At 68.0% G+C, this 20,553-nt stretch carries 18 protein-coding genes; 16 read left to right on the top strand and 2 right to left on the bottom strand.

Going from position 1 to position 20,553, the window contains the following annotated elements:
* The first annotated feature begins 77 nt into the window (after positions 1-77).
* The 4 genes from QN206_04455 to QN206_04440 all read left to right on the top strand — a co-directional run bounded on the left by QN206_04455 (position 78) and on the right by QN206_04440 (position 5,446).
* Positions 78-1,760, top strand: a complete 1,683-nt coding sequence (locus tag QN206_04455; protein ID MDR7614056.1) for a CocE/NonD family hydrolase — start codon at positions 78-80, stop codon at positions 1,758-1,760.
* A 359-nt stretch (positions 1,761-2,119) separates the two neighbouring features.
* A complete protein-coding gene (locus QN206_04450; GenBank protein ID MDR7614055.1) occupies positions 2,120-3,559 on the top strand; it encodes a CocE/NonD family hydrolase in 1,440 nt (479 codons plus the stop codon).
* 175 nt (positions 3,560-3,734) lie between these two features.
* Positions 3,735-4,796: an ABC transporter substrate-binding protein gene (locus QN206_04445; GenBank protein MDR7614054.1), complete on the top strand. Its 1,062-nt coding sequence runs from the start codon at positions 3,735-3,737 to the stop codon at positions 4,794-4,796.
* Positions 4,775-5,446: an isochorismatase family cysteine hydrolase gene (locus QN206_04440; protein MDR7614053.1), complete on the top strand. Its 672-nt coding sequence runs from the start codon at positions 4,775-4,777 to the stop codon at positions 5,444-5,446. Before QN206_04445 ends, QN206_04440 begins: the two co-directional genes overlap by 22 nt.
* 42 nt (positions 5,447-5,488) lie before the next feature.
* Here the strand turns inward: QN206_04440 and QN206_04435 are convergent, their stop codons facing one another.
* Complete coding sequence (locus QN206_04435; GenBank protein ID MDR7614052.1) at positions 5,489-6,043, bottom strand: DDE-type integrase/transposase/recombinase; 555 nt, start codon at positions 6,041-6,043, stop codon at positions 5,489-5,491.
* 1,499 nt (positions 6,044-7,542) lie between these two features.
* On the opposite strand from QN206_04435, the gene QN206_04430 reads away from it, so the two are divergent.
* The 10 genes from QN206_04430 (at position 7,543) to queA (ending at position 18,406) form a co-directional block, all read left to right on the top strand.
* The gene (locus QN206_04430; protein ID MDR7614051.1) at positions 7,543-8,742 is read left to right on the top strand and encodes an ABC transporter substrate-binding protein; all 1,200 of its coding nucleotides are present in this window, start codon (positions 7,543-7,545) and stop codon (positions 8,740-8,742) included.
* Positions 8,721-9,593 (top strand): branched-chain amino acid ABC transporter permease, encoded by an 873-nt coding sequence (locus QN206_04425; GenBank protein MDR7614050.1) that lies wholly within the window; start codon positions 8,721-8,723, stop codon positions 9,591-9,593. The genes QN206_04430 and QN206_04425 overlap by 22 nt, the downstream gene beginning before the upstream one ends.
* A gap of 10 nt (positions 9,594-9,603) precedes the next feature.
* Positions 9,604-10,596 (top strand): branched-chain amino acid ABC transporter permease, encoded by a 993-nt coding sequence (locus tag QN206_04420; GenBank protein MDR7614049.1) that lies wholly within the window; start codon positions 9,604-9,606, stop codon positions 10,594-10,596.
* 13 nt (positions 10,597-10,609) lie between these two features.
* Complete coding sequence (locus tag QN206_04415) at positions 10,610-11,362, top strand: ABC transporter ATP-binding protein (protein ID MDR7614048.1); 753 nt, start codon at positions 10,610-10,612, stop codon at positions 11,360-11,362.
* A gap of 2 nt (positions 11,363-11,364) precedes the next feature.
* The gene (locus QN206_04410; protein ID MDR7614047.1) at positions 11,365-12,060 is read left to right on the top strand and encodes an ABC transporter ATP-binding protein; all 696 of its coding nucleotides are present in this window, start codon (positions 11,365-11,367) and stop codon (positions 12,058-12,060) included.
* A 78-nt stretch (positions 12,061-12,138) separates the two neighbouring features.
* Complete coding sequence (locus QN206_04405; GenBank protein MDR7614046.1) at positions 12,139-13,287, top strand: GGDEF domain-containing protein; 1,149 nt, start codon at positions 12,139-12,141, stop codon at positions 13,285-13,287.
* Between the two features lie 12 nt (positions 13,288-13,299).
* A complete protein-coding gene (locus tag QN206_04400; protein MDR7614045.1) occupies positions 13,300-15,978 on the top strand; it encodes an EAL domain-containing protein in 2,679 nt (892 codons plus the stop codon).
* A 22-nt stretch (positions 15,979-16,000) separates the two neighbouring features.
* Positions 16,001-16,219, top strand: a complete 219-nt coding sequence (locus QN206_04395; protein ID MDR7614044.1) for a DUF2905 family protein — start codon at positions 16,001-16,003, stop codon at positions 16,217-16,219.
* A 47-nt stretch (positions 16,220-16,266) separates the two neighbouring features.
* Positions 16,267-17,379, top strand: coding sequence for a SpoIID/LytB domain-containing protein (locus QN206_04390; GenBank protein ID MDR7614043.1), 1,113 nt, complete (start codon positions 16,267-16,269; stop codon positions 17,377-17,379).
* Positions 17,380-17,383: 4 nt separating this feature from the next.
* Positions 17,384-18,406 (top strand): tRNA preQ1(34) S-adenosylmethionine ribosyltransferase-isomerase QueA, encoded by a 1,023-nt coding sequence (gene queA, locus QN206_04385; GenBank protein ID MDR7614042.1) that lies wholly within the window; start codon positions 17,384-17,386, stop codon positions 18,404-18,406.
* On the opposite strand, the gene QN206_04380 is transcribed toward queA, so the two are convergent.
* Positions 18,407-18,979 carry a hypothetical protein gene (locus tag QN206_04380; GenBank protein ID MDR7614041.1) on the bottom strand — a complete coding sequence of 191 codons (573 nt, stop codon included), beginning with the start codon at positions 18,977-18,979 and terminating at the stop codon, positions 18,407-18,409.
* Positions 18,980-19,039: 60 nt separating this feature from the next.
* On the opposite strand from QN206_04380, the gene tgt reads away from it, so the two are divergent.
* Together tgt and yajC are read left to right on the top strand one after the other, a co-directional pair.
* The gene (gene tgt, locus QN206_04375) at positions 19,040-20,167 is read left to right on the top strand and encodes a tRNA guanosine(34) transglycosylase Tgt (protein ID MDR7614040.1); all 1,128 of its coding nucleotides are present in this window, start codon (positions 19,040-19,042) and stop codon (positions 20,165-20,167) included.
* 47 nt (positions 20,168-20,214) lie between these two features.
* Complete coding sequence (gene yajC / locus QN206_04370) at positions 20,215-20,553, top strand: preprotein translocase subunit YajC (protein MDR7614039.1); 339 nt, start codon at positions 20,215-20,217, stop codon at positions 20,551-20,553.

The following is a 20,553-nucleotide window of genomic DNA, read 5'->3' as shown; positions in this document are numbered from 1 at the left end:
CCCATGGCGCGGGGCAGGAAGCCCGGCCCCTGGGGGAGAACCTCTATACGACACGCCCCGAAGAGACGGGGGAGGAGATGCCGGAGACCTTCGCATACCGGTTCCGTACGCCCCTGTACCGTCCGGAGGAGGTGGGGGTCGTGGGCCCCCGTCCAAGCCGAGGGGTGGAGGCGGGGATGCTGGTGGAGCGGGACGTGGCCATCCCGCTGCGGGACGGGGTGCGGATCTACGCGGACGTCTTCCGACCCCCGGACGGTCCTCCGGTCCCCGCCCTGCTGGCATGGAGCCCCTACGGCAAGCACGAGGGAACCCTGCAGTACCTGGTGCGGGCCTTCCCGGCCGCGGGGGTGCGGGAGGAGGACGTCTCCTCCTATGCGGTCTTCGAGGGACCAGATCCTGCCTATTGGGTCCCCCGGGGATACGCGGTGGTCAACGTGAACCCCCGGGGCACCTGGTACTCGGAAGGGGTGGCCACCTTCCTCTCCCCCGAAGAAGCCCAGGACTGCTACGACGTCATCGAGTGGATCGCCCACCAGAGCTGGTGCAACGGGAAGGTGGGGATGACGGGGGTAAGTTACCTCGCGTGCATCCAGTGGAAGGTGGCGGCCCTGCACCCTCCGCACCTCGCGGCCATCAACCCCTGGGAAGGCTTTACGGACCATTACCGGGAGGTCTCCCGACACGGCGGGATCCCGGAGACCTGGTTCCGGCCCTACTGGAGCCTGCAGCGCATCGGTGTGGGCCTTCACCAGGTGGAGGACCTCTTTGCGGAGGAGCTCGAGCATCCCTTCTTCGACGCCTTCTGGGCCTCGAAGCTTCCGGACCTGGAGGCCATCCGGGTGCCCGCGTACGTGGTGGCGAGCTGGAGCGACCACGGGCTGCATACCCGGGGAACCCTGGAGGGCTTCAAGCGCATCCGGTCGGACCCGAAGTGGCTGGAAGTCCACGGGCACAAGAAGTGGGCCTACTACTACCGGCGGGAGAGCCTCGAGCGGCAGGCGGCCTTCTTCGACCGGTTCCTGAAGGGCGAGCGTACGGAGGTGGAAAACTGGCCCCGGATCCAGGCCTTCGTCCGGGAGCAGGGGACAGAAGGGGTGTGGCGGTCCTTTGAGGGGTGGCCGGTTCCGGAGACCCGGTACCAGCGGCTGTACCTGAACGTGGCGGAGGGCCGCCTGCAGGAGGCGCCGGTGGGGGAGGAAGCGAGCCGCTTCTATCTCGCCACGAGCGGCGGGTACGATCGGCACCGGCGGGAGTTGGGCCGGGTGGTGTTCGAGTACGTGTTCCGGGAGCGGGTGGATCTTGTGGGGTACATGAAGCTGCGGGTGTGGATGAGCACCCCGGACGGGGACGACATGGACGTGTTCGTGGGGATCCAGAAGATCCGCCGGGACGGGCAGACAGTGCCTTTCATCCACTATGCCCAGTACGAGGACGGTCCCGTGGCGCTTGGCTGGCTGCGGGCCTCCCACCGGGAGGTGGATCCCGTGGCCAGCACGGAATGGCAGCCCGTGCACCCGCACCGCCGGGAAGAGAAGTTGCACCCGGGGGAGGTGGTGCCCCTGGAGATCGAGATCTGGCCTTCGGGGACGCGGTTTGAAGCGGGGGACCGGCTGCGCCTGGTGATCCAGGGCCGGGACATCCAGGACTACCCCCGCCACCTCCCGTACGCCCGCCACGAGGCCACGGTGAACGTGGGCCGGCACGTGGTCTGGGGCGGGGGCCGGTTCGACTCGTACCTCGTGATCCCGCACGTCCCGTAATGCGGGTGCTAGGGAAGAGGAGGGAAGACCATGGAACCACGTGAGCTCGGTCCCACGATCCGTGGCTTAGATTGGGTGACGTCGGAGCGGCTTTTCGGAGTGCGGGTGGAACGGGATGTCGCGGTCCCCATGAAGGATGGGGTTCGGCTGCTGTGCGACGTGTTCCGGCCGGATGCGGATGGGCGGTTCCCCGCCATCCTGGGCTGCCACCCCTACCACCGACTGGGTCAGACCGCTCCCATCCGTCCCACGGCCCTTTCCACCGCTCAATGGCGCCACCCCGGCCAGGAGCGGACCAATGCTTCGCTGGAAGCAGGTGACCCGTATCTGTTTGCGCGGAGGGGATACGCACATGTGGTTTGCAATGTGCGGGGTACGGGGGGTCCGAAGGCAAGTGGACGTTTGTGGGCGACAAGGAGGTGGAGGACGTTCTGGAGGTAATCCGGTGGATCGCTCGTCAGCCCTGGTGCACCGGCCAGGTGGCCATGTTCGGCGTCTCCTACTTTGCCTGGATTCAGCTCTTCGCAGCCGCCAAAGGCACGGAGGAGCTGCGGTGTTTGTTCTGTCCTTGGGCTGCCACGGACTTCTACAGGGACTTTGTGTATCGAGGGGGTCTTCTGGCCTGGCAGTGGCTGGTGGGCTGGAGCCAGACCTCCTTGACGTATAGCCGGTGCCAGCCAGAGCTGGTGAGCAGGCGGACCTTCGATGAACAGATGCTCGCGCAGAGGATCACAGAACTCAAGCAGGATGAGGACCTTGCGGCCATCCCGGAGCTCCAGCGGGCCCTGGCGGATCCGGAGACCGGCATGCACCCGTTCTTGGTGGATGTCCTTCTCCATCCTTTCTACGATGAGTACTGGCGTGAGCGCACAGTGGATTTGGAGCGAATCCACATCCCAGCCTACCTAGGAGGGGACTGGGGGATCTATGGGTTGCACCTCCCAGGGGCCTTCCGGGCTTGGAAGCGGATTACCGCACCGAAGAAGCTGATCATTGGCCCACCGGTCTACCTGGACCGCCCCCTCTACCAGCTGCAGTTTGAGGCCCTGCGGTGGTTTGATTACTGGATGAAGGGGATTCCAACAGGAATTCTGGAGGAACCTCCGGTCCGTCTCTTTGTGATGGGGACAGGCGAGTGGAAGGAGACCACCGACTGGCCGGTGCCGGGAACGCGGTGGGTTCCCCTTTTCCTGCATGAGGGAGGCCTGCTCCTGGATCGGGAGCCGGCGGAGGATGGAGGGAGTTCGGCATATGAAGACTCTCCATGGTACCGCGGGAGTGTGGAGTTTCGGACCCCGCCCATGGTGGAGTCCACAGAGGTGCTGGGACCCATCATTCTAAAGCTTTACGCCAGCAGTACAGACACGGACGTGTTTTGGGTCGTCTCCTTGTACCACGAGGATAGGAATGGAGAACGCAGGTTGTTGACGAGAGGGTGGCTCCGTGGCAGCCATCGGGAGGTGGATTGGGAGAACTCCACGATTTGGGAGATCCGGCATCGGCACGACCGGATGGTTCCGCTGACTCCAGGGGAGATCCACGAATTCTGGATCAATGTTCGGCCCACGGGGATACTCGTGCGGCCCGGAGAGCGGCTGGTGCTGAGGATTGCGGGAGTAGAGGAACCACCCAGCAATCCACTCGAGCTCATCGGGGCGGGAAGCCTGCGTAGGCAGCGGCCTAGCCGTATCGTTATCCAGCATAATGCCCACTTTCCGAGCTACCTCCTGTTGCCAGTAACGAGAGGGAACCTCCTGGGTCTGTACGTGTCAGGAGGGGAGTTTCCCCGGGGAGGGTGAAGGTCGAAAGAAAAGAAAGAGGGGGTATAAAGGGCGATGCGATTTCGAAGGAATGCCTACCTGTCGCTAATCGGGCTCGTGGTTCTTGCGTTAGGGGTTCCGGGAGCAGGACAGGAGCGACCGGTTCGCGTTGGCCTCCTGCTGAGTTATACGGGGCCATCGCCGTTCCAGGCCATTGGGACGGACCAGGGGGTTGCAGCTGGCGGTGGAAGAGGAGGGAGGCCAGGTGGCGGGGCGGAGAATCGAGCTCCTCCGGGAGGACACGGAGGTCAATCCCACCGTGGCCCTAACGAAGGCCCGGAGGCTTGTAGAGGAACGGCGAGTGGAGTTCATCGTCGGCCCGGTCTGGAGCCATGAAGCGTTGGCCCTCCTGGATTACCTGAAGGCACGGGATGTGATCTGGGTGATCCCGGTGGCAGCCACACGGCTCCTAATGACTCCCGAGCGGGCAACCCCGCGGATGTTTCGGGTGGTGGAAACTACGGACCAGAGCGGCTTTCCCCATGGCCGGTGGATGGTACGAAGTCGGGGGCACAAAAACATCGTGGTCTTCGGAACCGATGTAGCGTTCGGACACGACTCTGTGGGAGCGTTTGAAGCGGGAGTCCGGGCTGCCGGAGGTCAGGTGCTCCGGAAGGTTTTTGTCCGGATCGGTACCGTGAACTTTGCGCCGTTCCTGACGGCCGCCAACCTGAGCGGAGCAGAAGCGGTGTACGCGTGTTTTGCGGGGATTGATGCGGTGCGATTTGTCCAGCAATATGCGGAGCTTGGATGGAAAAGCCGTATCCCCCTCCAAGGATGCAACCCTCTGGTGGACGACCCATACCTCGGTGAGATCGGGGAATCAGCGGTCGGGGTGATCAGTTTAGCACATTACACCTCGGTGGTGGATACACCGCAGAACCGGAAGTTTGTGGAGCTGTATCAGCGAAAGTTTCGGCAGGTTCCTTACCGGTACAGCGAATACGGCTATACGGCGGGGAAGCTGATTCTTGCGGGCTTGCAGGCCATGCGAGGCGACACGAGTTCCCCGGAAGAACTGGCACGCGCGATGAGGCGAGCAGCGCAGAAAGTGCTTACACCGGTGGGCCCCCTACGCTTCGATCGCTGGAACCAAAGGATCTTTGATATCTACGTATTGCAGGTGGAACGGCGAGAAGGACGGCTGGTCAATGTGCCGATAGATCGGCTTGGACGGATTGCACAAGTAGATGTGTGGCAGTGGTGGAGAAGGTGAGCAATTCGAGAAGAGAGGTAGTGAGTGTGAGAGATGCACGGAGAATACTGGTGGTGGTGGATGTGCAGAACGATTATTGTCATGAGGGAGGGGCCTTCGGGCGTGCGGGCTTCTCGGTGAGAGCCATCCAGGAGGCAGTGGCGCGACTGGAGCGATTTCTGAAGGCTTGGCGTGTGGGCGGACTTCCAGTTCTCTTCGTTCGCACCGAGCACAGCCCTTGGACGGATGCGGCGGGATGGCGGGAAAGGCTCAGAGGTCTAGGCAGAGAGGTGGTGCCGGAGATCTGTCGAGCAGGGTCGTGGGGAGCGGAATTTTACCGGATCGGGCCGGGTAGAGGGGAGTTGGTGGTCACGAAGCACAGATTCAGCGCGTTCTGCGGAACGGACCTGGATCTTGTACTGCGAAGTCAAGAAATTACTTCGCTGGTCATCGCAGGGGTCACTACAGATGTATGCGTGGAGAGTACGGTGCGTAGCGCCGTGGACCTTGGATATGTGGTTACGGTGGTGGGCGATTGCTGTGGTGCTCTCGATGTGAAAGAGCACGAGCTGGCATTGGAGCGCATCGGAAAATACTTTGGTAGGGTCGAGATGAGCAAGAGTCTGCTCAGGGTACTTCCGGCTCCTGAGGATTTGGGGAAGGGTACCTGAAGGTCTAGGCTGTCAAGTTCCGGAAGGGTGTTGACACCTTACTCATGAGGAGACCTCCTTGTGGTGCATGAAGAGCTCGCCAGGGGTACGACCTCGGGTCCGATACCCCAGGTGGGGACGGTGGTGATTGTAGAACGTCAGGTAGCGATCCAGAGCGTCCTGCATGGTCGCCACGCGGGTAAAGAAGCGCCGGCGGAACTCCAGGCGCCACAGCTCGCTCAGGATGGTGCCTTGCAGGCGCTCGACGAAGCCGTTGGTCCAGGCATGGCGGGGTTGGGTCCGCGTGTGCTGGATCCCCAGCGCCCGACAGGCCTGATCGAACGCCCCCCGGTACTCGCTGCCCTGATCGGTCAGGACCCGCTCTATGACCCAGCCCGCGCCCCGATAGGTCGGCTCGACTCGCCTGGTCAGGAAGCGGGCTGCCGCCCGGGCCGAGAACTCGGTCGACACCTCGGCGATGGCATACGAGCATGCCGCATCGCAGGCGGTGTACTGCCAGACTTTGCCGACCCCCTTGAGCTTGCCGATGTAGAACGTATCGACACAGACCACTTCGCCGGGACGGCGCGCCGCGATGTGCCGGGCCTGATGCGCCACTTGAGCGACGGGTCCGGTCGGTCAACAACCCCACACTCTGGGCACTGTGGATCTCGAGCACGGCCAGGCGTTCCCAGCGGGTTTGCAGCCCACAGCAGGCGCAGCAGGCGGTAGATCGTCGTCGGGGCCACCCGCAGCCCGCCCTGCTCCGGTCGCGCCACATGTCGGCCAATCGGGCCGGCCCCCATGTCGGCCAGGCGAGGGCGAGCGCCAGGATGGCGCGCTCCTCCTGCGCGGTCAGGGTGGGTGGCCGACCCCGCCTGGGACCCTGACGGCGGGGATGCAAACCATCCGGCCCGTAGGCCAGGTAGCGACGGCGCCAGCGGTAGAACAGCGTGCGGGAGATCCCGAACTCCTCGAGCGGCCTGGCTGACGTTCCTCAGGGCCTGGGCCCGGGCGATCACACGGAGCCGGAAGGCGTGTACACTGTCGGCGAGGGTCATGGGCGGTCCTCCCCGTCAACCCGGAAGGGGTTGGTTTCCAGCGGGAAGGATTCGTCACATGGCCCTCCTGTACTGTCAACACGAATGCGAAACAGGACAGGCTAGAGCCGTTCAGGGTGGTCCATCCCGGACCCGGCCCTCCGCCTACCGGCAAGGAACCGAGGGGTGATCCTGCCATGACGCGGGCTTTCATCGGGTCCTGGACAGATCCTTCAGCGCACGGCCCACCGGGGCACTGCCGGAACCCGGCGGGTGAGGGGCAGGATCTGCCCGCCGGTGCACGTCAAGGGGCCGCCGTCCGTCATATCCGGGTACTCGTCCGGGAAGGTTTTCAGGCTGCGGGCATCCCTTGCCCACTCGGAGATTTTGACCTCTACCAGGGGCGACGTCCACAATCCCGCGAGGAGATAAAGTAAGATCACCGGATGTCCTGCGGATCCGGCGCCCCCGTCGATCCGGTCGGGCCCGGATTCCAAGGCCGCGTGGGTCGGTGCGTTTCGGCCGTGGCCGCGTCCGGCCTTCTGAGGCGGGAAGGTAGGCGGGCGAGGGAGCGACCGTCCGCGCGGCGCAGCCAGGGCCGAAGCCCCTGGGCCAGCGGGCGAAGTTCATCGATATGCCCGCGGCCCAGTACGCCATGTGGCACTATGATGCCGTGTTAAACCGCCGGGGGAGGTGGTGGGGTTCGGCAGGTGGCCCGGGTACACCTCACAAGGAGACCGTGGCGGTCTCCTTGGCCACTGTGGAGGAGCCCTACAGCCAGCCAGGGACGGAGCTCATCCTAGTGTGGGGCGAGCCCAACGGGGGTTCCCGGAAGCCCAGCGTGGAGCCCACGTGCAGATGGAGATCCGGGTCACTATGGCCGCCGCTCCTTTCGCGGGATCCGCCCGGCAGTGCCGGGCGATGGTGGCCCGGCAGTAGATACGGTGGTGGGGGGGCAGCTCCCGGGGCTGCTGGCTGGGGTTCCGTGGGCGTGGTATGGTAGATCGTGGCGCTATGAAGCACCTCCCCGGCGGATTCCGCTGGGGAAGTATGGATTCTGGAGAAGGGGGTGAGGACATGCGAGTCCTGCGCATGGGAGGGATAGGGGTCCTCCTCCTCTCCATGCTCCTCTTCCTGAGCTTGCCGGGACTTCCTCAGCCGGCTCCCATCCGCATCGGGCTTCCCTTGACCTATGCGAGCCAGCCCGTCCAGTCCCGGGGGGTGGAGGACGGGCTGCGGCTCGCCCTGGAGGAAGTCGGAGGCCGGGTAGCGGGAAGGAGCTTCGAGCTCTTCCGGGAGGACGATGAAGGGAGCCCCACGGTGGCGCTGAGCAAGGTCCGGCGCCTGGTGGAGGAGCGGCAGGTGGATTTCCTCGTGGGGCCGGTGTGGAGTCACGTGGCGCTCGCTTTGGCGGACTACCTGCGCACGCGGGACGTCATCTGGGTCATCCCGGTGCCCACCACCCGGCTTCTGATGACCCCGGAGCGGGCAACGCCCCGGATGTTCCGGCTCGTGGACACCAGCGACCAGAATAGCTTCCCCCTCGGGCGGTGGGTGGTGAACAAGCGCGGGCACCGGAACCTCGTGGCCATCGGCTTCGACGTGGCGGCGGGGCACGACGGGATCGGGGCGTTCGAGGCGGGCGTGCGGGCCGCAGGCGGCCGCGTCCTCCGGAAGATCTTCGTGCGGGTGGGCACCGTGGACTTCGCGCCCTTCCTCACGCCCGCGAACATGGAGGGGGCGGACGCGGTGTACGCGTGGTTTGCCGGAGTGGATGCCATCCGGTTCCTGAAGCAGTACGACGCCTTCGGATGGAAGGCCCGGCTTCCCCTGTACGGCGGGAGGCCCATGTCCGATGAGGCGTACGTGAGCGAGGCGGGGGACTCCGCACTGGGGGTCATCACCGTCACCCCGTACACGCCGGTCCTGGAGACCCCGGAGAGCCGGAGGTTCGTGCAGGCCTTCCGGCAGCGGTACGGGCGGCTGCCCTTCTCCTATGAGGAGAGCGGATACACGGCCGGGAAGCTCATCCTCGCGGGCCTGCAGGCCATGCGGGGGGACACGAGCCGCAGGGAGGAGCTCGCCCGGGCCATGCGCCGGGAGGCTCCCAAGATCGTCACGCCCGCGGGTCCCCTCCGCCTGGACCGGTACAACCAGCGGATCTTCGACCTGTACGTGGTGCGGGTGGAGCGCCGCGAGGGCCAGCTGCTGAACGTCCCCATTGATCGGATCGGGCAGGTGGCGCAGGTGGACGTGTGGCAGTGGTGGAGGCGGTGATCTCCGCCTACGGGCTACAGGCGCTGAACGGGCTCGTCTACGGCAGCGTCCTCTTCCTGGTGGCGGTGGGGCTGAGCGTGGGGATCGGCGTGCTGCGCATCGCCAACCTCGCGCACGGCTCCCTCTACCTTCTGGGCGGGTACCTGGCGGTGAGCGTGGCCCGGGCCACGGGGAGCTGGGGGGCGGGGGCGATGTGCGGGATCCTGGCCAGCACCGCAGGAGGCTTTGCGATCTTCGAGCTCCTTCGGCGGCCCTGGGCCCGGACACTTCTGGCCCAGGTGCTGCTCACGGTGGGGGTGCTGTTCGTGGCCATGGACCTCTTCCGGTTCGTGTGGGGGGGGATTCCCACCCTGGTGGCGGCGCCGAGGTGGGCGCAGGGTGCGGTGACGCTCGGCGGGGCGGTCGTCCCCGCGTACCGGCTGGTCCTGGTGGGGCTGGGCGGGGCGATCGCGGGGATCCTCTGGTGGGTGGTGGAGCGGACCCACTGGGGGGCCCTGGTCCGGGCCGCGGTGGACGACGAGGAGATGGCACGAGGGCTCGGGATTGACGTGGTGCGGATCAAGCGGTGGGTGTTCGGGATCGCCTCAGGGCTTGCGGGCCTGGGAGGTGTGGTGGGAGGGATCATCACGGGAGTGGGCCCCGGGATGGATGTGGAGATGCTGGTGGCTGCCCTCGTGGTGGTGGTGGTGGGAGGGGTGGGGAGTGTGGCGGGGACGTATCTCGGGGCGCTCCTGGTGGGCGTGCTGGAGACGGTGCTCACGGGGAACTGGCCGGAGATCTCCACCTTCAGCCTGTTCGCGGTGATGGTGGCCGCCCTCATGCTGCGGCCGGGCGGGCTCGTGGAGCGGTAGGAACCAGGGTATGGTTCGGAACGCTCCTCCGCGCCTTCTGCAGCTGGGGGGAGTTGTGCTCTTCTTGCTCTTGCCGTGGGTCCTCTCCGAGTACCAGCGGACCCTCCTGAGCCTCACCTTCCTCTACGCCATCTTCGCCATGAGCCTGGATCTCCTCTACGGGTATGCGGGGATCGAGTCCCTGGGGCACGCGGCGTTCTGGGGGATGGGCGCGTACACCGCGGGGCTCCTGGGGGCGCGGCTCGGGATACAGAATATGCTTCTCGGCACCCTCAGCGGGATGCTGGCGGCGGGGATCCTGGCGACCGTGATCGCTCCCGCCGTCCTCCGCACCCGCGGAATCGTGTCCCTCATGGCCTTCCTCGCCATCTCCATGATGCTTTGGGGAGGGGCGGTGAAGTGGCGCTCCTTCACGGGCGGGGACGACGGGCTTACGGGCGTGCCACGCCTGGGAGAGGTCCTCCCGTCCCTCGGGGGCACCTCCGAGTACTATCTCCTTCTCCTGGTGTTCCTGGGTTGCCTGATTCTCCTGCGCCGGGTGGGGCAATCCAGCTTCGGGCTCGTGCTCCAGGGGATCCGGGAAAACGAGAACCGGATGCGGACCCTGGGATACAACACGCAGCTCCACAAGTTCCTCGCGCTCGTGGGCAGCGGCATGATGGCGGGCTTGGCAGGGGCCCTCCTCGCCTACCACAACGGGTTCGTGGGCCCCACGGAGCTGCACATCCTCACCTCCGCAGAAGGGCTCGTGATGGTCCTCGTGGGGGGACCCGGGACGTTCCTGGGGCCGGCCCTGGGAGCTTTCGTGGTGACCCTCGTGAAGCACTGGATCAGCGGCTACACGGAATACTGGGCCGCCCTGTTGGGCATCGGGTACGTCCTCGTGGTGCGCTATGCGCCGGCGGGTCTGTATCCTCCGCTGGCCGCGGCGTGGGCGAGGCGGATGCAAAGACCCCGGGAGGCGTGGAAACGGGCGCCCGCGGTGGGGGAGAAGGGGAGCTAGGAGGCCGGGCGGCGTGGCGGGAATCGTCCTCCGCACGGAGGGCCTCTCCAAGGCATACGGTGGACTGCGCGCGGTGGACGGGGTGAACCTGCGGGTGGAGGAGGGGGAGCGCCGGGTCATCATCGGCCCGAACGGGGCGGGCAAGACCACCCTCTTCCACCTCCTGAGCGGGGAGGTCCGCCCCACCCATGGCCGGATCTGGTGGCACGGGAGGGAGGTCACGCATCTCCCCGCGCATCGGCGGACGGCCCTGGGGATCGGACGCACGTACCAGGTGACGAACGTCTTCTTGAGCCTCACCGTCCTGGAGAACGTGCTCCTGGCACTGTGGGGCCTGCGGCGCGAGCAGTACGACCCGTTCCGGCCCACCCGTTCGCATCGGGAGACGTGGGCCAAGGCCCAGGAGCTGCTGGAGACCTTCGGGCTCTGGGAGAAGCGGGACTGGCCGGCGGCAAGCCTCTCCTACGGGGAACAGCGGGAGCTGGAGATCGTGCTGGCCCTGGCCGGGAATCCCCGGCTGCTCCTGCTGGACGAACCCACCGCGGGCCTGTCGCCCGCGGAGACCCAGCGGGTGGTGGAGCTGCTGCAGGCCCTGGATCCTGCCATCACCGTGCTGCTCATCGAGCACGACATGGACGTGGCGTTCGCCGTCGCCCAGCGCATCACGGTCATGCACCTCGGGAGGATCCTCGCGGAGGGCACCGTGGAGGAGATCCGGCGGAACCCGGAGGTCCAGGCCATCTACCTGGGAGAGGAGGAAGTGTAGCAGTGCTGGAGGTGGAGGAGATCCACACGTACTACGGGGAGAGCTACGTCCTCCAGGGGGTGAGTCTGAGGGTGGCCGAGGGACAGACGGTGGCGGTGCTGGGACGCAACGGCGTGGGCAAGACCACCCTCATCCGGAGCGTCATCGGGTTCAACCCTCCCCGGAGGGGACGGATCCGGTTCCGGGGAGAGGACATCACCCACAAGCCCTCCCACGAGATCGCCCAAAAGGGCATCGGGCTTGTCCCCCAGGGGCGGCGGATCTTTCCTTCCCTCACGGTGGAGGAGAACCTGCGGGTGGCCGCGCGGGAGGGAACGAGGAGCGGGTGGACCCTGGAACGGATCTACCGGTTGTTCCCCTCCCTGTGGGAACGGAGGTTCCATCGGGGGAACCGGCTCAGTGGAGGCGAGCAGCAGATGCTGGCCATCGGCCGGGCCCTGATGACCAACCCCCTCCTCCTCCTCCTGGACGAGCCCTCGGAAGGTCTGGCCCCCAAGCTCGCGCAGGAACTGGGGCATACCCTGCAGGCTCTGAAGGCGGAGGGGCTGTCCATCCTGCTCGTGGAGCAGAACCTCCCCCTCGCCCTCCGGGTGGCGGACGCCGTGTACGTCATGAGCAAGGGGACCATCGTCTTCCAGGGGACCCCGGCGGAGCTCCGGGAGGCGCAGGACGTGCGGCAGCGCTATCTGGGGGTCTAGGCCCCTTCTCCCAGCAACCCTTTTCCATCCGGGATCCTGTGGCACATTCCTTGCTTGCTGGGTCCAGAGAGCGATGCCATGGAAACGCGGGTGGAGCAGGATGAGGAGAGGCGGCGCCGCTCGATCCAGGCCCGGCAGATCGCCCTCTCGGGGATCGGGCACCTCTCGGGCTTCGTAATCCTCCTCCTGATCCGGCACGTAGGTTTGGCCTCCTTCTCGGATCTCGCCTTGGTGGGCGTGGCGGGGTTGGGAGGTGGGGGGATTGCGGCCCTCTACGGCCTGGCCCGCACGGGCCTCCACCGAGTCCTCTTTCCCTGGGATCGGCACTGGGTGTACGTCCCCCTCGCCTTCACCATCGTCCTCCTCAACCTCCAGATGCTCCTCGCTCCCGCGGCCCGGTGGCTCCTCATCCACGGGTGGCTGGCGGCCCTCGCCATGGCCTCGGGGTACGTGCGCTTTCTCCCGGCGTTGGGGCTCACGGCGGCGATGGGCGGGATGTACCTGGCGTGGGCGATCCACCTGCCCGGAACCACGGGGGTGCGGGAGCTCCTCCCGGTGCTCAACGTGGGGGTCTCCGCGTGGATCCTTGCCATGGTCTCCGAGCGGGTGCGGGCCCGGCGTCTGGAAGTACGGGGGCTCACCGAGCAATTGCGGGAGGCGAACCAGCGCCTGGCGGAGATGGCCCTCCGGGATCCCCTCACGGACGCCTTCAACCGGCGGTACCTCGAGGAGCAGCTGACCCTGGAGGTGGAGCGCGCCCGGAGGAGTGGGAAGTCCCTGGTGGTGGCCATGATGGACCTGGACGGCTTCAAGCAGTACAACGACACGCACGGGCACCTGGCCGGGGACCACGTGCTCCGGCTGGCGGCCGCGGCCATGCGGGCAAGCGTGCGCAGGGGCGACCTCGTGGCCCGCTACGGGGGCGATGAGTTCGCGGTGGTGCTCGTGGACATCGCCCCGCAGGATGCCCTCCAGGTCCTGGAGCGGATCCGGAACGCGGTGGCTTCCCTCCGCCTGGCCGACGGGGAGTCCGCAAGGCGGATCACCCTGAGCGTGGGAGCCGCCCGGTTTCCCGGGGACGGGGGGACGGCTCAGGAACTCCTGAGCCGGGCGGATGAGGCCCTGTACCGGGCCAAGAGTGGCGGCGGGAACCGGGTGGAGTTCGCGGGCGTCACGGGGGATCCGTGCGGGCCGACCCCTGGGAATGGCATGGCGTTTGCTTACTAGCATCCGCTCGGGATGAGACAGAGCGCCCGCGCGGAGGAGATCCTCCGCGCGGCGGTGCGGGTGGCGGAGCGGCTGCTCCTGTACCGGCCGTGGAATCGGGCCGTCGGCGAGGTGCTGGCGGTGCTCGGCGAGGCCACGGGGGTCAGCCGGGTTTACGTGTTCGAGAACCACCCGGGCCCGCGTGGGGAGCTGCGCACGAGCCAGCGATACGAGTGGGCGGCGCCCGGTATCCCCCCGCAGATCGCGAACCCGGATCTCCAGGACTTCCCGTGGATCGAGGGGGGATTTGCGAGGTGGGTGGAGCGGATGTCCCGGGGCGAGCCGGTTTTCGGCCTCGTGCGGGACTTCCCGCCCGCGGAGCGGGCGGTCCTGGAGCCTCAGGAGATCGTCTCCATCGTGGCCGTGCCCATCTTCGCGGAGGGCCGGTGGTGGGGATTTCTGGGCTTTGACGAGTGCCGCCGGCCCCGGACGTGGAGCCAGGAGGAGATCTCCGCCCTGATGCTCACGAGCCGTCTGCTGGGGGTGGCCATGGAGCGGCAGGCGGTGGAGGAGGAGCTGGAGGAGACCGCGGGGATGGCCCGGAGGCTCCTGGAGGCGAAGTCCTGGGAGGCGCTCCTGGAGGCGGTTCGACCCTCTTTCCAGCGCCTCCTGGATCCGGACGGGATGCACCTGTTCGTCGCGGATCCTTCCCGGACCTTCCTCCAGCACGTGGCGGAGGTCTGGGAGGACGGGGCGTGCCCGTACCGGACCAGCGTTTCCCTGGATCCCCCTGAGGACAGCTGCGTGGCCTGGGCCGCGCACCAGGACGCCCCGTGCTTCGTGGAGGATCTGGGCGATCCAGCCCTTCCCTTCCGGAGATCTCCGGAGGCCTGGGAAGCCGGGGTCCGCTCCGTGCTCCTGATCCCCTTGGCCGCGGGCGGGCAGGTCACCGGGACCTTGGCGGTGGACTTCCGTTCCCGAAGGGAACTCAAGCCCTCCCACCTCCGCGCCGCGGAGTTGTGGGGCCGGGTGGTGGCCGTGGCTGTGGAGCGGATCCTGGAGTACCAGGCCTTCCGGGATCTCTTCGAGCGGGTGCCCGTGGGTCTGTACCGTTCCACCCAGGAGGGTCGGCTGCTGCGGGCGAACCGGGCGTTTGCGGAGATCCTAGGCCATCCCTCAACGGAGGCCCTCACGGCCTGGGACGTCCGGACCGCCTACGCGAACCCCCGGGATTACCGGCGGTGGCAGGAGGCTTTGCGTCGGCACGGCAGGGTGGAAGGGTTTGAGGTCCAGTGGGTGCGGGCCGACGGAGGACGCATCTGGGTTCTGGGTTCAGCCCAGGTCGTGCTGGGCCCCGGGGGACGTCCCGCGTACTACGAGGGCAGCGTGGTGGACATCACCCGTCGCAAGGCCCTGGAGGAGCAGCTGGCCTTCCTGTGGGGGCACGATCCCCTGACGGGACTGCTGAACCGGAGGCGATTCCGGGAGGAGCTGGACCGGGTGCTGGCCAAGGCGGGTTCACGGGTGGGATGTGCGGTGATCCTCCTGGACCTGGATCACTTCCAGGAGGTGAACGAGCGGATCGGGCAACGGGCTGCGGATCAGGTGCTCCAGGCCGTGGCCCGCCTCCTCCGCGAGTCCCTGCGGGCGGGCGACCTCCTCGCGCGGGTGGGTGGGGACGAGTTCGGGGTCCTGCTCTTCCCCGTGGGGGCCCGGCAGGCCCGGCAAGCGGCGGAGCGGCTGGTGCGGAGGTTGCGCGGCGCTCCCCTCCCGGTGGAAGGCCGTGGCGTGCAGATCTCCGTGAGCTGCGGGGTGGCGGTATCCGGCCGGAGGGCCGAGGGGGAGACCCTCCTGGCTGCCGCGGAAGCCGCCTTGCACGAGTCCAAGCTCCGGGGTGGGGTCCGGCTCGCCCGTCCCGCGGCCGATCTCAAAGCCGTGGACCGCTGGGAGGATCGCCTGCGCAGGGCCCTGGATCGCGGTGGGTTCCTCCTGGTGGGCCAGCCCATCCGGGACCTCCGGACGGGCCGAGTGGACCGGTGGGAACTGCTCCTGCGCTTGGTGGAGGCGCAGGAGGTGATCCTGCCGGGGGAGTTCCTGCCCGCGGCGGAGCGCACGGGCCTGGTGGCGGAGATGGATCTGTGGGTACTGCGGCAGGCGGTGGAGTGGTTGAAGCGGTTCCCCGCCCGGCTCCACGTGAACTTCTCCGCCCGAACCCTGGCGGAGGAAGGGGCGTTGCAGCAGGCGGTCCGGTTGCTAAGAGCGCACCCGCGGCAGGCGAGGCGGCTCGTGGTGGAGATCACGGAGACCACCGTGGTGTCCGACCTTGCCCAGGCCGTGCGGTGGATCCGGGCCCTCCAGCAGGAGGGGTGCGGCGTGGCCTTGGACGACTTCGGCGTGGGCTATTCCTCCATCGCCCACCTGCGCTCCTTAGAGGTGGATGCCTTGAAGGTGGACGGGAGCTTCGTCCGGAACCTGCGGACGGACCCGCGGGATCGCTACCTGGTCCGTGCCGTGGTGGAGATGGGGCACGGGCTGAGGTGTCTAGTGATGGCGGAGTGCGTGGAGGACGAGGAGACCCTTCGGGTGGTGCGGGCGCTCGGGGTGGACTGCGCGCAGGGCTACCACCTGGGAAGGCCCGTCCCCTTCCCGCCTGCTCCCTCCTTGGGACTCGGGGCTCGGTCCTTTCGCCGGCGATCACCGGCCCCCGCGTGAATCCGCTATAATCCTCCCCGGGATGACGGAGCTGGGCCGGCTGCTGGTGGTCTTCGGTCTCGTGCTGGTGGCGGTGGGACTTGCTTTGACGCTCCTGCCCCGGCTGGTTCTCCCGCGCCTTCCGGGCGACATCCTCATCCAGCGGGATGGCTTCACGTTTTACTTCCCCCTCGTCACGAGTCTCCTGGTGAGCCTGATCCTGACGCTCCTCCTGAACCTCCTCTTCTGGGCCCGTCGCTGAGGGGACTCCTGTTGGCACGGCCTGTGCGAATGCCTCCCGGGCGTTTGATGATCCTCGTCGGCGGTCTCCTGCTGGTGGCCGCGCCACCCTCCCTCCCTGTCCAATCCCAAACCCTGATCCGGGTGGGAATCCTCCTGGGGCAGGCACAAGCAACCCTGGCCGCGGAGGCGGTGCTCGAGGTGCTGGACGTGCAGATGGACCGGGTGGATTACCTCGCGCCCGGCCCCTGGACCTTCCGGGCGGTGCCCGGAGGGATCGAGGGGGCGGGCCGCACGTACGGGGACGTCCTCCGGGTGAGGGCCCAGACGGGAGTCCCCGTCCGGCTGGTGGAACGGCAGCGGGCCTACCGGGGAGTGGTGGAGCTCCGCCGGACGGATCGGGGGCTGGTGGTGGTGAACGAGCTCGACCTGGAGAGCTATCTCTACGGGGTGCTCCGGCTGGAGGTGGACCCCGCTTGGCCTTCGGAGGCCCTGAAGGCCCAGGCGGTGGCGGCCCGGACCCTGGCCTTCGCGAGCCTGGGGCGCTTCCGGCGGGAAGGGTACGATGTGCGGGACACCACGGAGGTGCAGCTCTACGGCGGAGCCACCTTCGAGGATCCCCGTACGAACGCCGCGGTGGACGCCACCCGGGGGGTCCTCCTCTTCCACGGAGGGAAACCCATCCACGCGGTTTACCACGCGGACTCCGGCGGGCAGACGGAGGCGAGCGAGCACGTTTGGGGCGTGGCCTACCCTTACCTGCGCAGCGTGGAGGATCCGTACGTGGCGCAAAGTCCTTACCAGCGGTGGACGGTGGTGGTGCCCCTCGGGTACCTGGAGGACCGGCTGCGGGCGGGCGGCGTCCCGGTGCAGGGGATCACGGGGATCGAGATCCTGCGCGTCACGGAATCCGGCCGGGCCTTCCTGCTCCGGATCGTCTCGGGCTCCGAGTCCATCGAGCTGGCGGGAACCCGCCTCCGGTCCCTCCTGGGTCCCAACGTCCTGCTCAGCACCCGGTTCGCGGTGCGGGTGGAAGGCCAGAACGCCGTCTTCGAGGGGAGCGGGTGGGGACACGGGGTTGGCCTCTCCCAGTGGGGGGCCCGGGGGATGGCCCTGGCGGGTGCCTCCTTCGACCGCATCCTCCGGTACTACTACCGGGGCGTGGAGCTCCTGCCGCGCTGAGGGGATGCACCTGAGCGACTTCGAGTACGAGCTCCCCCCCGACCGGATCGCCCAGCAGCCCGCGGAGCCCCGGGACGCGGCGCGCCTTCTGGTGCTGGACCGGCGCACCGGGACCCTCGCGCACCGGATCTTCCGGGACCTCCCGGAACTCCTGGCCCCGGGGGACCTCCTGGTGCTCAACGACACCCGGGTGATCCCAGCCCGCCTGCGGGGCCACAAGGAAGGCACGGGCGGGCGGGTGGAGATCCTTCTGGTGTGGCAAGAAACGGAAGGTACATGGCAGGCCCTGGTGCGGGCCCGCCGGGTCCGGAGGGGAACCCGGGTGGTCCTCGCGGAAGGACACCTTCGGGCGGAGCTCCTGGAGCGGGGGGAGGGAGGCAGCTGGCGGGTTGCCCTGGAAGGAGACGTCTCCCCCGTAGAGGCCATCCAGAGGTGGGGGGAGGTGCCGCTTCCCCCCTACATCCGGGAGCAGCCCCGGGATCCGGAGGCGTACCAGACGGTCTATGCCCGGTCCCCGGGGGCCCTCGCCGCGCCTACCGCGGGTCTGCACTTCACCCGGGAGCTCTTGGAACGCCTCTCCGCCCGCGGGATCCCCCACGTGTTCTTGACCCTCCACGTGGGTCCCGGAACCTTCCGGCTCATCACCGCGGAAGACCCGACCCGGCACCGCATGGAGGCAGAGCCCTACGAGATCCCGCCCGGGACCGCGGAAGCCATCCGCGAGGCGAAGGCCCGGAGGAGCCGGGTGGTGGCGGTGGGCACCACGGTGGTGCGGGCCCTGGAGACCGCCGCGCAGTCGGACGGCACGGTTCGGGCCGGAGGCGGGTGGACGGACCTCTACATCTATCCCGGTTACCGGTTCCGGGCGGTGGACGCCCTCATCACGAACTTTCACCTTCCCCGGAGCACGCCCCTCGTGCTCGTGAGCGCGTTCGCGGGACGGGAGCGGGTGCTGGAGGCCTACCGGAAGGCCCTGGTGGAGGGATACCGGTTCGGGAGCTTCGGGGATGCCATGCTGATCCTGTAGCTACTCCAGGCGCGCCCGCACCCACCCGCGGGTCAGGGGGTCCCACTCGTCCAGGGGGCGGCCCATGAAGTCCCGCTGCTCGATCCGGTAGCCCGCGGCCTCGAGCCGCCTTTTCGCCTCCCTCCAGTACCGGTAGTCCAGCTGGAAACGGTTTTGCCGGAGCGGGTTCTGGTAGGCGCCGAGGCCTCCCAGGAGCTTCCGGAGGTTCTGCTCCTCGCTGGGGTCCGCCTCGATCTCGATGGCCTGGTTGACGGTACCGAAGGCCCGCAGCACGGGGTTCTGCGGCGGCGAGAGGGGGGAGGCCCCCGGGTTCTGGCTCGCCACGAACACCTCTACCGCAGGAGCCGCGGCCGGCTGCGCCCGCGGAGCCCGAGCCGCCTCCGGCCGGGCCCTGGCCGGGGCGCGCTCCTCCCGGCCCGGCTCCGTCTGGGGCTTGCCCGGGGCTGCAGCTCCCTCCGCGGCGGCCTTCTTGGCCGCCCACCGGGCCTTCGCCTCCTCGATGAGCTGCCGGCGGCGGGCTGCGGCCTCGTCGTCCTGGGGTGGAGTCCGGGGCTTGCGTTCCTCCTCCGCCATGGAACCCTCCTTCGGTTACGCTCCCCGCCCGCCATTATACGCGGTATACTCCTGCGCGGTGTGCAGGTCGTCCGAGCCCAACCGTTTCGGTTCGAGATCCTCGCGCGGGACGGCGCGGCGCGGGCGGGGATTCTGTACACCCCTCATGGTCCCATCCGCACGCCCTGCTTTGCGCCCGTGGCCACGAACGCCGCGGTGCGGGGCGTGGCCGTATGGGACTTACGGTCCCTCGGGGCGGATCTGTTGCTGGCGAACACCTTCCACCTGTACCTCCGGCCCGGGCCGGAGCTCATCCAGCAGGCGGGGGGTCTCCACGCCTTCATGGGCTGGAGCGGCCCCCTCCTAACGGACAGCGGCGGGTTCCAGGTCCTGAGCCTGGCGCACCTGCGGCGGGTGACGGACCGGGGGGTGGTGTTCCGCTCGCCCATCGACGGGAGTCTGCACGAGCTCACGCCCGAGCGGGTGGTGGAGATCCAGGAAGCTCTGGGCTCGGACATCATCACACCCTTGGACGTTTGCAGCGGGTATCCCCTGGACGAGGAGGAAGCGAGGGAGGCGCTGCGCCGGACCATGCACTGGCTGGAGCGCGCGTTGGCGGCTCGGCGTCGCCCGGACCAAGCCCTCTTCGGGATCCTGCAGGGCGGCTTCAGTCCCGCCCTGCGGGCCCAGGCCGCGGCCCACGCGGTGAGCCTCGACCTACCGGGATACGCGATCGGTGGGCTCTCCGTGGGCGAGCCCCTCTCCCTCACGTACGAGCTCCTGGAGCACACGGTACGACACCTGCCGGAGGATCGCCCCCGCTACCTCATGGGGGTGGGTTCTCCGCCGGGCATCGTGGAGGCCATCGCCCGGGGCGTGGACCTCTTCGACTGCGTGCTCCCCACCCGGGTGGGTCGCACGGGGGTGGTGTTCACCCGAGAGGGCCGCCTCAACCTCCGCAACAGCCCCTTCCGCACGGATTTCCGGCCGCTCGATCCCGAATGTGCCTGCCGGGTGTGCCAGCGGCACACCCGCGCCTACGTGCGCCACCTCTTCAAATCAGGCGAGCTGCTGGGCCCGATCCTGGCCACCTACCACAATGTGGCCTTCCTCCTGCGATGGGTCGAGGAGGCCCGGGGGGCCATCCTGCAAGGGACCTTCGCCGCGTGGCGGGAGCGGGTTCTCGCCCGGTACGCCACCCGGTGGTAGAAGGGTGGTACCATGGGGAGGGAAGGTCGGGCGAATAAGGAGGGACCATGTTCCTGCAGGCCCCGCAGGGCCAGCCGAATGTCCTCTATACCCTGATCCTCTGGGCGCTGCTCCTCGCGGTCTTCTACTTCCTCCTCATCCGGCCCCAGCAGCAACAGCAGCGGCGCCGGCGGGAGATGCTGGCGAAGCTCAAGAAGGGGGATCGGGTGGTCACCGTCGGGGGCCTGCACGGGACCATCGTGGACGTCCACGGGGACGAGATCACCCTGGAGCTCGCGCCCAACGTGCGGGTCCGGGCGGATCGCTCCGCGGTGGGATCTGTGCGCGGCCGCAAGGCGGAGGCTCCGGAGAAGGAGCGGGAGCGGGCGGGAGAGCGAAAGGGGTGA

Source organism: Armatimonadota bacterium, from assembly GCA_031460175.1.
Lineage (GTDB): Bacteria > Sysuimicrobiota > Sysuimicrobiia > Sysuimicrobiales > Sysuimicrobiaceae > Sysuimicrobium > Sysuimicrobium tengchongense.
This window is presented reverse-complemented; position numbering and strand designations above follow the sequence as displayed.

Coding starts and splice junctions, on each gene's coding strand:
- QN206_04430 (MDR7614051.1), top strand. CDS start 7,543: ATGCGAGTCCTGCGCATGGGAGGGATAGGGGTCCTCCTCCTCTCCATG.
- QN206_04395 (MDR7614044.1), top strand. CDS start 16,001: ATGACGGAGCTGGGCCGGCTGCTGGTGGTCTTCGGTCTCGTGCTGGTG.
- QN206_04455 (MDR7614056.1), top strand. CDS start 78: ATGCCGGAGACCTTCGCATACCGGTTCCGTACGCCCCTGTACCGTCCG.
- QN206_04420 (MDR7614049.1), top strand. CDS start 9,604: ATGGTTCGGAACGCTCCTCCGCGCCTTCTGCAGCTGGGGGGAGTTGTG.
- QN206_04405 (MDR7614046.1), top strand. CDS start 12,139: ATGGAAACGCGGGTGGAGCAGGATGAGGAGAGGCGGCGCCGCTCGATC.
- QN206_04380 (MDR7614041.1), bottom strand. CDS start 18,979: ATGGCGGAGGAGGAACGCAAGCCCCGGACTCCACCCCAGGACGACGAG.
- QN206_04400 (MDR7614045.1), top strand. CDS start 13,300: ATGAGACAGAGCGCCCGCGCGGAGGAGATCCTCCGCGCGGCGGTGCGG.
- QN206_04390 (MDR7614043.1), top strand. CDS start 16,267: ATGATCCTCGTCGGCGGTCTCCTGCTGGTGGCCGCGCCACCCTCCCTC.
- yajC (MDR7614039.1), top strand. CDS start 20,215: ATGTTCCTGCAGGCCCCGCAGGGCCAGCCGAATGTCCTCTATACCCTG.
- queA (MDR7614042.1), top strand. CDS start 17,384: ATGCACCTGAGCGACTTCGAGTACGAGCTCCCCCCCGACCGGATCGCC.